This window comes from Thalassospira sp. CH_XMU1448-2 (genome assembly GCF_037027285.1).
GTDB lineage: Bacteria > Pseudomonadota > Alphaproteobacteria > Rhodospirillales > Thalassospiraceae > Thalassospira > Thalassospira profundimaris_C.
The window spans coordinates 60,003-73,585 of sequence record NZ_JAYMEA010000004.1; the positions used below are offsets into that span (position 1 = coordinate 60,003).

Sequence of the window (13,583 nt, forward strand, 5' to 3'; positions counted from 1 at the left end):
GGCGCGCATCAGGGATGCCGGACCATCTTCCGGGTCCGCTCCGCTGTTATAGTGATCAACCTTTCTTTGGAGATCGTGAATTTCCGGAACTGTCTTTGCCTTTGGGCATGTTCGATGCTGTGGATTGATCCTGTGCCGGAAAGGCATCGGCAAGGGCAGCTTCGACCTTCTCTGAAAGCAATTGCATCCGCAAATCAATTTCGCGGGTAATGATGTTTCGAATTTCACTGGCGATATCAAACATGATCTGCTGATCGCCATGAAGGTTCGCCTGTGATGACATTTGCGGAGCACCTTGTGCGGGATAACCGTTTTGCGGGACCGGGGCGCCGACCGGGGGGCGGGGGCTTGTGGCACCTGATCTGACCTGGTCGGTGTGGTTCGAAATCGTATAGCGTTGATCAAGAACCTGTTCACGGGCGCGCTCGGCGGCCTGTGTCATGGCTTTCTGCGTTGCCAGATATTCCTGATTGAAGGCCTTCCTGACCGCGTCCTTGCGGTCACTGGCCGTGGCAATATCCCTGTGCGCCTGATCCGACATCAGGTGCCTCCCTTGGTGCTGTTGTTATTGTCAGTATTGCTACTACTGCCCTTTGCTGCCCGGCCGGACGATTTGGCGGTCGCGTTGCCGGTGTCTGATGACCCGGATTTATCGGTGCTGCTGTCTGGATCGCTGGCAGCACCCTTGGTCGATGCATCGGCTGTCGGGCTGCTATCCTTGGATGTGCCGGTCTTGGCCGTGCTGGCGGTGGCGTCCGGCTTGGCGTCTGTTTGTGTCGTGATCGTCGCCGGATCGGTCAGGACAAAGCCATACTGCGCCAGATCACCCTCGTCCGGGCTTGTGGCCAGTCCTGTAAGACAGGTTTCAAGTCGGCCATTGCTGTTGGACACCATGCTTGCGGCCTTGCAGGCAGAGTTATCGCTCTGTCCGGCACAGGTCAGGATGGCGGTGGGTGTGCAGGTGCGCGCCTCGGTCAGAAGCTGTGCCGTGACGTTAAAGCCTGTTTCCTGATCATAGCGCACCAAAGCAACAAGGCTGGCCCCCTTGTCTCCTTCGCTGGGCGGTGTGATCTGAACGCGGAACGGAATGGTATAGTTGGGACCGGCCAGAATATTGCCGCCGACAATCGGGCTGGGCAGGGTGCCGGTATATTCAAACTGCACAGGGATCGGAGCGCGATCGGCAAAGATCAACCGGATCAGGGCAAGGTTGGGAACCGTGCCGCTTGCAATCGATCCCACCGATTGTTCAAGATGCAGGGCAAGCGGCCCGCCACCATAGACCGGAACCTCGGAAACCCGGTTCTGTGCGTCATCCTTGGCCGTGCTGTCAAACATCAGGGCGCGCAACTGCGATGGCGCCGATGTTGGTACCGAGACCGACAATTCAGATTGCGCATCCGCCGACTGACCGACCCGCAAGCGCCAGCCTTTCAGACTTTGCGGCAGATCATCAGCAACAAGCCGTGCGCCGACGGCAGTTTGCGCACTTGTCCGCCCCGCCGAAAGTGGATGGCCCTGTGCCATCGAAATTGTCCAGTCGGGGTCACCGGTTGCGTCCGATGTATTACCGCTCAGGCGGGGCATTGACGTTCTGAACATGTCATCGGCAATGACCGGTCCGTTCAGATCGGTGCTGCTGCCATCACGATTGGTGATCGTCACCCCCCACTGCGCCTGTGTCGAGGTTTCGCCAGTCGATGACGTGTCAAAGAACGGATTATTCATTGCGGGTGCCTCGCTGTTAGACGGTTTGCCGGGCGGAGAATTTGTCTGGGCTGTCCCGGCGATCACGCTGGTCGGGTCCGGGATGGCATCGTTGAAATTCGGGCGCGGAGTGGTCGAACCGGGGCGACCCGGATCGTCGAACAGAAATCGTTGAATGATTTCAAAGGCCGTTTCACCGGGTTGGGACAGACCCGCGTCCTGATTTGCCGGATGTGACGGGGATGATGCATCTGCACTTTGCGGCGACGTGCCCAGAAGGCCGAATTCGTGGCACAATGCCGTCATGATATCGAGTGCAGCCTGCGGTTCATTAAGCGGACCCTGACCAAGCCCGTCCTGGGCCTCGACCGGTTCAGTCAGGCCGTTCTCGGCTGCTGCCGGGCCTGCTTCATGCAAATTCGCACTGCGATCAGTTGTGCCTGATGCCGGTTTTGTCTGATCGGGTTTGGGCGCGTCACTGTCTGTCATGCATGCATTCCCCAGTGTTGCCCCTGCAGCGGGTCTTGTGCCGGATGAACGGCCACCATCTATCTGCAAGGATTTAAACGGTTCCATGCATTCAGACGTGCAGGGCCGGGGAATGTGACAAAGATTGCACTTTTGCGGGGAAACGGGGCTGATTTCTGCAATTTCGTAAATCAGTCGTAATCAACGGCAGAAAGCCGGGATTTTCTTTTGGATGAGGAGCTGGTTTACGAATATTCGTAAACGTCAGAAACACAAAACCCGCCGAAGATGCAGTAAGCTGCGTCTTGGCGGGTCTTGGGTTTTACAAAATGGTGCTGGTGATAGGATTTGAACCTACGACCTACGCATTACGAATGCGCCGCTCTACCAGCTGAGCTACACCAGCACGATTCATTTTGTGGCGCGGAAAATACGGACAATCACCGGGCTTGGCAAGTGCTTTATTGTTCTTTTTGCCCACAAGCTGCTGCGGCGCAGCCATACCTTAAAATCAGGGCAGGAAGACATAATATCACATTGACCACGCTGTAATTATACGGCTTAGATGTGCGCCGTCCGAATTCGCGCATTGGGGGGCAGGATATGTGCCGTTGGCTAAGTTACGTTGGTGATCCGGTTTATCTCGAAAAGTTGGTCTTTGAGCCGCGCCATTCACTGGTCGAGCAAAGCCTGCATGCCGAACAGGCCAAAACACCCACCAACGGGGACGGCTTTGGCATTGGCTGGTACGACGAACGCCCGACACCGGGGCTTTATCGTGAAATCCTTCCGGCCTGGAATGATCCGAACCTGCGCGCATTGGCCCATCATATCCGTTCGGGCCTGTTCTTTGCCCATGTCCGGGCCTCGACCGGAACGCATACCAGCCGCACCAATTGTCATCCCTTCGCGCACAGCAACTATCTTTTCATGCATAACGGCCAGATCGGCGATTACCCGCTGGTCCGCCGGTCACTTGAAGGTATGATTGAAGACGAATTTTATGAAGGCCGTCAGGGATCAACTGATAGCGAGCTGATCTTTTGCCTGATGCTGACACTTGGCCTGAAAGACGATCCGCATCGTGCCATCCGCCGCACGATTGAAGTCGTCGAAAATGAAATGAAGGTACGCGGGGCGACTGCCCCGTTCCGTTTCACCGCCTGCCTGTCCAATGGCAAAAGTGTCTGCGCCATCCGTCATGCCAGTGACGACAAACCGCCATCACTTTACTGGCGCAAACGCGACGACCACGTGATTGTCGTCTCCGAACCGCTTGATACCGAAACCGCAAGCTGGACGGCGGTTGCGCCGAACCACACCCTGCATGTCGAGGGTGATCTGGTCGTGACCGAGGACGCGACACTGGCCTGTCATTAAGCCATTGCGTGCCAGACCTTACGTTACAACGACAATCTGACTGCGTGCCTTGACCAGTGCGCGTTGCAGGGCGTCGCCCGGTGCGGTGTTTAAAAGAACCGTTTGAAAATCGCTGGCATGGCCGTCGCGGCAGAGCGCCTTGCGGCCGACCTTTTTCTCGTCGATCATCAGGATCGCGTGATCGCAACAGCTTACAAGCGCGCGGCGTGCGCGGACTTCATCCATGTTGAAATCAAGCAGATCACCGTCATCCGTCATGCCGCCGACACTGACAATTCCGTAATCGGCGCGAAGCCCCCCAAAGAAATCAGCGCTATCCGCCCCGATGATATCAAGATCACGGGTGCGTACCGTGCCGCCCGCCAGGCGCAGTGTGACGTTTGGCGCGTTTTGCAATGTCAGGACCACATGCAGGTTATTGGTCAGCACTGTCAGATTGCGGTGCGATGATAAATGCTGGGCGGCGAGTTCGGCAGTGGTGCCGGTGCCGATGGCAATCGTGCAGCCCTCGGGGATCAGTTCGGCGACCCTGGCGGCAATCGCCATCTTGCCCGACCGGTTCCAGACTTCGCGTTTTTCATAGGCCGAGTTATCGGGATCGGGTGCCGGGCCCGCCAGCCCATGGCGGCGAAACACACGCCCCTGTTCCTGAAGATCGCGCAGGTCGGTGCGAATGGTCTGGACCGATACATTGAACCGGCGTGCAAGTTCCTCGACCGCCATAAAGCCACAGGATTTAACAAGGGTGACAATGCGGTCACGGCGACGGTCAAGCGGCACGGGATCAGGAATTTCTGACACTATTGTTTCTTTCGTTCGAAAGTCGTGGTTTCGTTTGTGTCGTGATTATAAACAGGCCAGATTGCGGCTGGAAAGGCCGGTATACCTATTGAAACAATTAATTCTTGGTGTTGTCACACAACTGTTATCGAAATCCATATAGCTTCCGGGTCGAAACGTTTTCGAACGAAACCTTATTTTCGACCAAGGGATGCCGATCATGCGTAACGTTCTTCTTGCTGCTGTCGCGACTGCTGCGATGATGCTGCCGGTTGTTGGCCAGGCTGCTGAAAAGCTTGTTGTCTATACCAGCCAGCCTAACCAGGATGCCCAGACCACTGTTGATGCCTTTATGGCTGCCAACCCGGATATTGAAGTTGAGTGGGTCCGTGACGGCACCACTAAACTGATGGCGAAACTGCGTGCGGAAATTGCCGCAGGCGACCCGCGCCCGGATGTTCTTCTGATTGCCGATACCGTAACGCTCGAAGGCATGAAACAGGAAGGTCTGCTTCAGGCTTATAAATCGGCCGAAGCCAAGTCCTATGAAGACGCGCTTTACGATGCCGAAGGCTATTACTATTCCACCAAGCTGATCACCACCGGTATTGTTTACAACACCGCGGCAAAGGCACCGACTTCGTGGACGGATCTGTCGAATGCAGATGCGAAGAACAAGATCGTCATGCCAAGCCCGCTTTATTCCGGTGCGGCCCTTATCCATCTTTCGACCCTGACCGAGAACAAGGATCTGGGTTGGGATTACTATCAGGCACTGGCCGCCAACGAAGCCCGCGCACAGGGCGGTAACGGTGGCGTCTTCAAGGCCGTTGCTTCGGGTGAAAAGCCGTATGGTGTGGTTGTCGATTTCCTTGCCATCCGTGGCAAAGCCAAAGGTTCGCCGGTTGATTTCGTCTTCCCGAAAGAAGGCGTAACTTATGTGACCGAGCCGGTTGCGATCATGAAAGACGCCAAGAACGTTGATGCTGCGCACAAGTTCGTTGACTTCGTCCTGTCTGATGCGGGTCAGAAGCTGGTTCTTGATATGGGTTATATCCCGGCCCGCAATGACATGGCCCTGCCAGAAGGCTTCCCGGCCCGCAAGGACATCAAACTGATGGACTTCAACCCGGCTATCGCTCTTGAACAGGCAGAAGCGAACAAAAAGAAATTCGCTGACATCTTCGGGGCTGAGTAATGCAGGCTACAGGTCGCCTTCGTGGCGCTCTGCCTGGCATCATGACCAGATCCACAGGCAACCGGTCTTCGGACCGGTTGCTTTACTGGTTGCTGTTGCCGGTCTTTGTGATTTCCATTTTACCGATTGTCCGGCTTGCCTTTGAGGGCGTTTTTGTCGGTGGTGTGCCGTCGCTTGATTATTTCCGGGATGTTCTGGGATCGGGCGCAACATGGCAGGCAACCGCCAACAGCCTTTATACGGCGGGTCTTGGGACGATCATTTCGCTGGTGATTGGCGGGGCATTTGCCTTTCTGGTCGCGCTGACCGACGTGCGCGCCAAGGCCGCACTGGTGTTCTGTTTCATGATCCCGATGATGATCCCGCCGCAGATCACGGCCCTGAGCTGGGTGCAGCTGACCGGGCCAAGCAGTGCGCTGTTAAACGCCTTTGGCATCGCACCACCCATGGGATCGCCACAGCCGCTTTATTCGGCTGAGGGCATTGCGCTTTTGCTGGGGATCCAGCATGCCTCCATCGTGTTCCTGACATTGCGCGCCAATCTGCGCATGATCCCGAGCGAACAGATCGAAGCCGCCCGGCTTGCCGGTGCGCGTGGCGGGCGCTTGTGGTGGCAGATCATTTTGCCGCTGACCAGTCCGGGGCTGATTGCCGGAACGGCGATGGCCTTTGTCACGGCCCTTGGCAATTTCGGCATTCCGGCGATGCTGGGTATTCCGGCCAATTATCCAACCTTGCCGACCCTGATTTATCAGAAACTGGCCGGGTTCGGCCCGTCAGTTCTGGGCGAGGTATCGGTTCTTGCCATGCTGATCGGGGCGATTGCGATTTGTGGTGTCGCCATCCATCACCGGCTGCTTGCCAACCGTGATTACCGTCTGATGGGGATGGTCGGGCGTCCGCTTGATATCCGCCTGGGGGCGCGGCGTTCATTGATTGAAACCGTTCTTTGGGTCGTTCTGGTGGCCATTCTGGTGGTGCCGTTAATGGCGCTAATTGCCACGTCGCTGGTTCCGGCATTTGGTGTGAAGCTTAATTTCAGCAATTTCAGCTTTGATGCCTTTAACGAAGTTCTGTTTGTTCAGCCTTCGACGATCCGTGCCTTTCATAACAGCTTCATGCTGTCGGTGGGCGCGGCGATGACGCTGGTTCTGGTCTGTTTGCCACTGGCCTATGTGATGGTGCGCAAACCTTCGAAACTGACCAAGCTGATCAATCTTCTGGTCGAAGTGCCCTATGCGCTGCCCGGTGTGGTTCTGGCGATTGCCTGTATCTTGCTGTTCATCAAGATCCCGCTGATCGAGATCAGCCTCTATGGCACGCTGGGCATTATCTTTATCGCCTATCTCGCACGTTTCCTTGTGATTGCGCTGCGCCCGGTGATGAACAGTTTCACCCAGCTTGACCCGGCTCTTGAAGAAGCAGCCCAGGCCTGCGGTGCCGGCATCTGGCGGCGCTTGCGCGATGTGTTGTTGCCGCTGGCGGCACCATCGGCGGCAGCCGGGGCGTTGCTGGTGTTCCTGACCGCGTTTAACGAACTGACCGTTTCGGCCCTTTTGTGGTCGGCGGGCAATGAAACGCTGGGTGTTCTGATTTTCAATCTTGATGACAGTGGCGACACCGTTCTGGCCTCGGCCGTGGCGGTTCTGGTCGTGCTGGTTGTGATCGCGTTGATGAGCTGTTTTCAGCTGGCTTCGCGTCGTTTGCCCAAGGGAGTTGTGCCATGGCAGACATAAATCTTTCGCGCATTACAAAATGCTTTGGTGATTACCGTGCCCTTAATCAGGTGTCGCTTGATATCGCCGATGGTGAATTCGTCGCCCTGCTTGGCCCGTCGGGCTGTGGCAAAACGACGTTGCTTCGATTGCTTGCCGGATTTGAAGAACCCGATGACGGGCAAATCTCAATTGGCGGGCAGGCGGTTGCCGATCCTGCCAACGGTCTGATGGTCAGTCCCGAAGACCGCAATCTTGGCATTGTGTTTCAATCCTATGCCCTGTGGCCGCATATGTCGGTCGCCCGCAATGTCGGTTATCCGCTTGAAGTGCGTGGCATGAACCGTGTCGAACGTGATCGCCGCATCTCTGATGCGCTCGATATCGTTGCCCTTGGTCCCTATGCGGATCGCAGTCCTGCAGAACTTTCCGGCGGGCAGCGTCAGCGTGTGGCACTGGCACGGTGTCTGGTGATGGAACCACGTGCGGTGCTTCTGGATGAGCCGCTGGCAAACCTTGATGTGCATCTGCGTGAAACCATGCAGCAGGCGTTTCTTGATTTCCATCGTCGTACCGGGGCGACGATGATCTACGTGACCCATGATCAGGCTGAAGCGATGGCAATGGCCGACCGGATTGCGGTGATGGACAAGGGCCATATTCGCCAGATGGCCGCCCCTGAAACGCTCTATCGTGAACCTGCCGATCATATGGTGGCGGGTTTTGTCGGGGCCGGGTCGGTCCTGCCGATAACCGGTGTTCAGGTCGAAGATGGCGGGACATGTTCAGTCAGGCTGGGCGATACCCGGATTGCCGCGCGCGTTTGTCCGAAACTGGCCAATAGCGGTCATATCAACGGGCAGGCGGGGTTGTGCCTGCGTCCCGAAGATGTCTGGGTCGAAGACAGTGCGCCCTTGCGTGGCAAGGTCGAGGACTGCGTTTATCTGGGCGGGCGGTTCCGTTTGTCGGTCCGGATTGATGACGATCACACCTTGCCGGTTTATGCCAGCCGCCGTGCCAGGGTTGGCGAACCGGTCGGGCTTAAAGTCGCCGACGGATGGGTGTTTGACCGGCTAGCAGGTGAGGTTGCCTGATGTCTGCCCGCATGCGTGTTCTTTCCGGGCTTGGCGAAAAAGGCCCGGCCTGTTTGCGACTGGAATTCTTTAACCGGCGCTGGATGCTTGATTGCGGTGTCGGCCCGGAAAGTGATCAGGGTTTTGATCCGGCATGGCTTAACAAAGTTAACGCCGTTTTCATTACCCATGACCATGTCGACCATATCGGAGCTGCTGACGAGATCGTGGCGGCTGGCCTTCCGATCTATTGTACCGAAGTTACCGCACGATCCTTGCCCAAGGGGGCAAATGTCATTCCCTTGCCGCCCTGCGGGGAAATTCAGGTCGATGGTGTTACGGTGACCACTGGGCGTACCGGTCATTCCTTTGGCGGGGTGTGGCTGCATTTAGAACTGGGGGGCGGGTTGCTTTATTCCGGCGATTTCTGTCAGGAATCCGATTACTTCCTGTATGACAGTCCCCCGGATGCCGCGACTGTGATGCTTGATGCCTCCTATGGCATGGAACAACTCAGCCAGCAGGTCCGGATTGACAGTCTTCTGACCACCATGACCAAGCTGGATGGCCAAATCCTGTTTCCTGTGCCGCCAAGTGGCCGAGCCGCAGAAATGGCGCTTTTGTTTGAAAGTCACGGCCTGACCGACTGGTCGATGGATGATCGCTGCTATGGGCAGGTCAAGCAGGTGCTTGATGCCCATGGATCAGATTATGTGAATGCCGATGCCATCCGGCGTCTGCGCGGGCTTAAGGACAAGGCAAAGCATTTCAATCCCGATGCCCGGTTGCTGCTATGTCATGCACCGTGTGCGACCTATGGCAAGGCGCGCGAACTGATTGACAAATGGCGTGATGCCGGACGACTTGGGGCAAGTGCCCATGTGATCTTTACCGGCTTCATGCCGATTGAAGCCCGCAAGATGGTCGAAAAGGGCCATGCGCATTTCCGGCGCTGGAACGTTCATCCACTGGCACGTCATGTCATTGAGCTCGCCAATCAGTGTCACGCCATGCAGGTGGTCCCGCTTTTCAATAGTTGTCCCGAGGATTTTGGTCTTGTCGACGGGTTCGACGGGCGGCTACAGCTTGCTGATCGGTTCTATTTGTAATGGGTTGCGATCCATTTCGATATTCAAACGGGTGATGCCTGATCATGATTTATGCTGCTGAGAAGTTCGAATTTCCCAAATTGCCGTTTGTCTTCATCCGGCATGGGGAAACCGATGCCAACCGCGCAGGTATCATTGCAGGTTCTAACGAACCGCCCCTGAATGACACCGGCCGCGAACAGGCAACCGCGATTGCGCCCCTGATGGCGCAGGCAAGATGGCGGGCGGTTTATGTCAGTCCACAAGACCGGGCGCGGACAACGGCAAGCCTTGTTCTGCCCGACTATGAGGCCAAGGTACTTGATGGTCTGCGCGAACGGCATTGGGGCGATCTTGAAGGTCGCCCGATTGCGGAATTGTGCCCGCGCTTTGAAACCCCGCCCAATGGCGAAGGGTTTGATGCCATGTGCCAGCGCGTTTCCTTTGCCATGCAACAGGCATTGGCAGAAGTCAGCGACGACCTGACCGTTGTTGTTGCCCATTCCGGTGTGGCGCGCTGCATTCTTTATATGACCGGGTTCGAGGCCGACGGGCCGCGTGTCCCCAATGCCACCCCGATCCTGTTCCGTCCGGTTCCGACCGGATGGGAATATGACTATCTGACTGAAACCCTGATCAAGGAGATCTCCGCGTGACCAACGCAAACGCCGATGCGCAACAAACCCGACCGACTTCTGTGACTGCACGGGATGCGGTGGTGTTTGATATGGATGGAACACTCGCGCATTTCGATGCCGATGCCCTGGGGCATCTGGTTCACGGTGTGGAAAAACAGTGGGATGCGTTTTTTGACGCGATGGACCATGCAAAGCCGATTGAAAATATCGAACGGCTTTTGCGTATCCTGCATGCGTCGGGCCATGCGATTTTGATCTGTTCGGGCCGCCCGGCAGGCTGGCAGCATCGATCAGAATCCTGGCTGCGTGCGCATAATATTCCGTTTGATGGCATGTATCTGCGCCCCGTCGACGCCGATCACCGCACCGATGAAGAGGTCAAGGAAGACCTTCTGGCAAAGATCATCGACGACGGGTTTAATCCATGGCTTGTGGTCGATGATCGCAGGTGCGTGGTCGATAAATGGCGCGATATGGGCCTGACCTGTTTGCAATGTGCGCCGGGTGATTTCTAGGGGCACGGCAAATCCTCATACAAATAAAAAGACCGGCTTTGCGCCGGTCTTTTTATTTCTGATTAATCGAAAAGGTGGCGATAGTCGCCATATCCCTCGGCCTCAAGATCATCGACGGTGACAAAGCGCAGCGATGCGGAATTGATGCAATAACGCAATCCACCACGATCACGCGGCCCGTCCGGGAAGACATGGCCCAGATGGCTGTCACCATGTTTGGACCGGACTTCGATGCGGCGCATGCCATGTGTATTGTCTTCGCGGGCAATGACGTGATCGGACTCAACAGGCTTTACAAAGCTTGGCCAGCCACAGCCGGAATCAAACTTATCACGCGATGTGAAAAGCGGTTCACCCGAGACGATGTCCACATAAAGCCCATCTTCCTTGTGATCCCAGAAATCATTGCGGAACGGCGGCTCTGTGCCGCTTTCCTGTGTCACATGATATTGTTCCGGGGACAGGTCTGCGATGGCGTCCGGGTCTTTGTGATATTTGCTCATATTCGGTCACTTCACATCTTTGGTCATCGGGATAGCTGAATTTCTCGTTCCCAAAGATGGTCGGATTATCGCGATTGTCCAGTGGCTTCACACCAATGTGACGGGGGATGTGATATCTGGCGGGCGTCTTGGCTTGGCTTAGCTTAGCCCTGGCACCATGGCTGACGCTTTGTCTTGCCGTCATAGGGGCGGGCAAGGCCGTTATGGATCAGTTCAAGATCAAGCGGGCTGCCGTCAATACGCACAGATGCCACGACGCGTCCGCCATACCGGCCCCATTCAGGTTCACAGAATTCAACTGATTTGGCTGTTTTCAGACGGTCACGTGCATAATCACGGGCCTTTTGCGCCAGTTGCTTTTCGCTTTCACATTTTCCGCGGATTTCGGGCGTATCAACACCGCGTACACGCACCGACATATTGGCGATCTCGCCGGGCAGACCGGGAATGGCGACATAGATCGTATCGCCATCATAGGCATATTCGCCCTTATGTTCACGTAGCGGCCAACCATAGCATGCAGCGCTGGCCGGGATGGCGGTCACCACTGTGCCGATGGCAACAAGCGTGATGAGTGCGCGCTTGGCAAGTCGCGGATTTGGAGAGGGCTGGGGTATCATATAGCCGTACTTACAGTTTGAGGCGGGGCAGTATTTGGGCGGCGCGCTGTTCGACCGGGCCCTTGCGAATTTCGACCAGTTCATAGCCGCATTCATGATAGGTCCGGCACAGCACGACATATGTTCTGACGGCTTCAGAGAAGCTTTGTGTTCGCGCGCTGTCGGTTTTGTATATTTCCGACCAAGGCGGCAGAACAAATGCCGTCTTGTGATAGCGATAGGTCCGGATCGCGTTCATCAATCCCTGATCTTCGGGAAGTTTCGATAACCTCCGATGGGCCAGGGTGTCGGGTAGACCGCGATCACAAAAAACGGTTCGCGGATGGGATTGAATGGCTTCTTGCCAGGCGCGGATCGAGCGGCGGCACATCAATCCCGCATAGGCGTCATTATCCCCCCATGGCAGGGCATTGCCCCCGCGTTCCTGCTGTTCTTCGATGATCGCACGCGCAACCTCGGGACTGGTGTCAAAGCCCCGTTCATGAAGATGATTGATCAAAGTGGTTTTGCCGACACCGGGGCCGCCGGTGATGACAACAAGGTTGGATGTTATAGGCGTTTGCATTCGTGTTTGTCTCCGCGAGCACGCCTTTTGGTCATGCTTTGCGGCAAGGTGATGGCAATATTGTTGTTGGTTTTTGACCCGCACCGGACATGTGCGGAATGCGCTTTTGACGGCGTTGGCAGACCTTGTCAACGCCAAAGGAAAAGCTGTGATTTTTCAGATGATTGGTCGGCGGTCACAGGCTCAGGAACAGCCTTCAAGCAGCGTGATCGCATCCGTTCCGGCATGAATGGCCGTGACAAGACCATCTTCATTCAGTTCAAAACGAATGCCTCGTGATTTGGCTGTGTCCGCCCACCAGGTGATGTAGCGGGCATCGGCCCCGAGATATTCGTGATCTTCCTCGATCAGGTCCTTGTCGCCAAAGGCGGCAAAAACGTCGTCACGGGTTGCGCCAAGGGCAATGCCGTTGACGGTTTTGACCAGGCTGGTCGCCACGTCATATTCATCAGCATAAAGCGAAATCCGGGCAAGCTTGCCATCAAGTACCAGATATCCCAATCCGGACGGATCAAGGTTGCGTTGCAGATAGGTGCAATTTTCATCGTCACCGGCGATAAACTGGTCAAGCTGCGGACCAAGCGTTTTGCGCAATGTTGCCTGATCCCAGCCAATCATGACGGGCCCGTATCCCTGCTCTGAAAGAGAAGCAAGGCGGGTCGCGATGGCATCCGATATTTCCAGATCAATAATCGCCGTGCCGTGTTCGATGCGTACCTTGCCGGGTTTTACGGTTTGATGGAGATGGAGCTGCGTCCATTGTGTGTTTTCCGGCCAGTCCTTTGGAAAGGCCAGATTGCTGGTTGGTTCAAGGCACAGCTGATCGGCCTTGCCAAGCACGTCCTTGTGGCGGGCGCGCACCGGGGACGGAATATCCATGCAGATGGTTTGCGGAATATCTTCCATCCAGCTCACCGGAATGCCCGGACCGTCACAGATTTCCGGATCGGGACGCAATTCGCAATAGGACGGAACGATGCTGTCCATTGCGAAATCAAGGCGCATGCTGTCCTTGCCTGCTGCGGAAATCACGGCGTCAAGGGCATCTTCAGCGGGTTCAAACCACTGATACTGCGTGATTGCCCATGCGGTGGTGCCACGTAAATCCATCAACGCAAATGTCGGGCCTTCCGGGTGCGGTTCTTCGGATTCCGTTGCCATCGCAAATGATGCGACAAACGGACCGCAAACAGCGATCAGGGTCCCCAGATAGTGTGCGATGCGCGGCATATATGATTCTCGACCAGAATATATTTTGTTGTATGACAGTAGCTTACGTCAGTCTGGCTGTAACGCACAGAATTTAACCAAATAACCGATCCGGATATATTGG

General features: G+C 56.1%; 14 protein-coding genes and 1 tRNA gene. 7 read left to right on the forward strand and 8 right to left on the reverse strand.

Going from position 1 to position 13,583, the window contains the following annotated elements; genetic code table 11:
• Positions 1 to 55: 55 nt before the first annotated feature.
• The 3 genes from WA318_RS15370 to WA318_RS15380 form a co-directional block, all read right to left on the reverse strand.
• Positions 56 to 541, reverse strand: coding sequence for a hypothetical protein (locus tag WA318_RS15370; RefSeq protein WP_114098410.1), 486 nt, complete (start codon positions 539 to 541; stop codon positions 56 to 58).
• Complete coding sequence (locus WA318_RS15375; protein WP_336082505.1) at positions 541 to 2,196, reverse strand: hypothetical protein; 1,656 nt, start codon at positions 2,194 to 2,196, stop codon at positions 541 to 543. Before WA318_RS15375 ends, WA318_RS15370 begins: the two co-directional genes overlap by 1 nt.
• 309 nt (positions 2,197 to 2,505) lie before the next feature.
• Positions 2,506 to 2,581: transfer RNA gene (locus WA318_RS15380), tRNA-Thr, on the reverse strand.
• 197 nt (positions 2,582 to 2,778) lie between these two features.
• Between WA318_RS15380 and WA318_RS15385 the strand changes: the two genes are divergently transcribed.
• Positions 2,779 to 3,555, forward strand: a complete 777-nt coding sequence (locus WA318_RS15385; RefSeq protein WP_114098408.1) for a class II glutamine amidotransferase — start codon at positions 2,779 to 2,781, stop codon at positions 3,553 to 3,555.
• 18 nt (positions 3,556 to 3,573) lie between these two features.
• Here WA318_RS15385 and WA318_RS15390 read toward each other — a convergent pair whose 3' ends face one another.
• Entirely contained in the window at positions 3,574 to 4,356 is a 783-nt protein-coding gene (locus WA318_RS15390; RefSeq protein ID WP_114098407.1) for a DeoR/GlpR family DNA-binding transcription regulator, read from the reverse strand.
• A gap of 199 nt (positions 4,357 to 4,555) precedes the next feature.
• Between WA318_RS15390 and WA318_RS15395 the strand changes: the two genes are divergently transcribed.
• The 6 genes from WA318_RS15395 to WA318_RS15420 are packed head-to-tail and all read left to right on the forward strand — an operon-like array spanning position 4,556 to position 10,562.
• Positions 4,556 to 5,533, forward strand: coding sequence for an ABC transporter substrate-binding protein (locus WA318_RS15395; RefSeq protein ID WP_181850262.1), 978 nt, complete (start codon positions 4,556 to 4,558; stop codon positions 5,531 to 5,533).
• The gene (locus WA318_RS15400) at positions 5,533 to 7,269 is read left to right on the forward strand and encodes an ABC transporter permease (protein ID WP_336082509.1); all 1,737 of its coding nucleotides are present in this window, start codon (positions 5,533 to 5,535) and stop codon (positions 7,267 to 7,269) included. The genes WA318_RS15395 and WA318_RS15400 overlap by 1 nt, the downstream gene beginning before the upstream one ends.
• The gene (locus tag WA318_RS15405; RefSeq protein WP_336082511.1) at positions 7,257 to 8,342 is read left to right on the forward strand and encodes an ABC transporter ATP-binding protein; all 1,086 of its coding nucleotides are present in this window, start codon (positions 7,257 to 7,259) and stop codon (positions 8,340 to 8,342) included. The genes WA318_RS15400 and WA318_RS15405 overlap by 13 nt, the downstream gene beginning before the upstream one ends.
• Complete coding sequence (locus tag WA318_RS15410) at positions 8,342 to 9,430, forward strand: MBL fold metallo-hydrolase (RefSeq protein ID WP_336082513.1); 1,089 nt, start codon at positions 8,342 to 8,344, stop codon at positions 9,428 to 9,430. The genes WA318_RS15405 and WA318_RS15410 overlap by 1 nt, the downstream gene beginning before the upstream one ends.
• Before the next feature lie 44 nt (positions 9,431 to 9,474).
• A complete protein-coding gene (locus tag WA318_RS15415) occupies positions 9,475 to 10,065 on the forward strand; it encodes a histidine phosphatase family protein (protein WP_114098403.1) in 591 nt (196 codons plus the stop codon).
• A complete protein-coding gene (locus tag WA318_RS15420) occupies positions 10,062 to 10,562 on the forward strand; it encodes a phosphatase domain-containing protein (RefSeq protein WP_336082516.1) in 501 nt (166 codons plus the stop codon). Before WA318_RS15415 ends, WA318_RS15420 begins: the two co-directional genes overlap by 4 nt.
• 62 nt (positions 10,563 to 10,624) lie before the next feature.
• Here the strand turns inward: WA318_RS15420 and msrB are convergent, their stop codons facing one another.
• The 4 genes from msrB to WA318_RS15440 form a co-directional block, all read right to left on the reverse strand.
• Positions 10,625 to 11,065: a peptide-methionine (R)-S-oxide reductase MsrB gene (gene msrB, locus WA318_RS15425; protein ID WP_336082518.1), complete on the reverse strand. Its 441-nt coding sequence runs from the start codon at positions 11,063 to 11,065 to the stop codon at positions 10,625 to 10,627.
• 143 nt (positions 11,066 to 11,208) lie between these two features.
• Positions 11,209 to 11,685 carry a thermonuclease family protein gene (locus WA318_RS15430; protein ID WP_114098401.1) on the reverse strand — a complete coding sequence of 159 codons (477 nt, stop codon included), beginning with the start codon at positions 11,683 to 11,685 and terminating at the stop codon, positions 11,209 to 11,211.
• A gap of 10 nt (positions 11,686 to 11,695) precedes the next feature.
• On the reverse strand, positions 11,696 to 12,250 hold the full coding sequence (locus tag WA318_RS15435) for an AAA family ATPase (RefSeq protein ID WP_336082520.1): 555 nt from the start codon (positions 12,248 to 12,250) through the stop codon (positions 11,696 to 11,698).
• Positions 12,251 to 12,433: 183 nt separating this feature from the next.
• A complete protein-coding gene (locus tag WA318_RS15440; protein WP_336082522.1) occupies positions 12,434 to 13,480 on the reverse strand; it encodes a hypothetical protein in 1,047 nt (348 codons plus the stop codon).
• Between the last annotated feature and the right edge of the window lie 103 nt (positions 13,481 to 13,583).

What these genes read in the sequence shown, in the direction of transcription:
- WA318_RS15370 (WP_114098410.1), bottom strand. Translation starts at nt 541, where the DNA reads ATGTCGGATCAGGCGCACAGGGATATTGCCACGGCCAGTGACCGCAAG.
- WA318_RS15375 (WP_336082505.1), bottom strand. Translation starts at nt 2,196, where the DNA reads ATGACAGACAGTGACGCGCCCAAACCCGATCAGACAAAACCGGCATCA.
- WA318_RS15385 (WP_114098408.1), top strand. Translation starts at nt 2,779, where the DNA reads ATGTGCCGTTGGCTAAGTTACGTTGGTGATCCGGTTTATCTCGAAAAG.
- WA318_RS15395 (WP_181850262.1), top strand. Translation starts at nt 4,556, where the DNA reads ATGCGTAACGTTCTTCTTGCTGCTGTCGCGACTGCTGCGATGATGCTG.
- WA318_RS15400 (WP_336082509.1), top strand. Translation starts at nt 5,533, where the DNA reads ATGCAGGCTACAGGTCGCCTTCGTGGCGCTCTGCCTGGCATCATGACC.
- WA318_RS15405 (WP_336082511.1), top strand. Translation starts at nt 7,257, where the DNA reads ATGGCAGACATAAATCTTTCGCGCATTACAAAATGCTTTGGTGATTAC.
- WA318_RS15410 (WP_336082513.1), top strand. Translation starts at nt 8,342, where the DNA reads ATGTCTGCCCGCATGCGTGTTCTTTCCGGGCTTGGCGAAAAAGGCCCG.
- WA318_RS15415 (WP_114098403.1), top strand. Translation starts at nt 9,475, where the DNA reads ATGATTTATGCTGCTGAGAAGTTCGAATTTCCCAAATTGCCGTTTGTC.
- msrB (WP_336082518.1), bottom strand. Translation starts at nt 11,065, where the DNA reads ATGAGCAAATATCACAAAGACCCGGACGCCATCGCAGACCTGTCCCCG.
- WA318_RS15430 (WP_114098401.1), bottom strand. Translation starts at nt 11,685, where the DNA reads ATGATACCCCAGCCCTCTCCAAATCCGCGACTTGCCAAGCGCGCACTC.
- WA318_RS15435 (WP_336082520.1), bottom strand. Translation starts at nt 12,250, where the DNA reads ATGCAAACGCCTATAACATCCAACCTTGTTGTCATCACCGGCGGCCCC.
- WA318_RS15440 (WP_336082522.1), bottom strand. Translation starts at nt 13,480, where the DNA reads ATGCCGCGCATCGCACACTATCTGGGGACCCTGATCGCTGTTTGCGGT.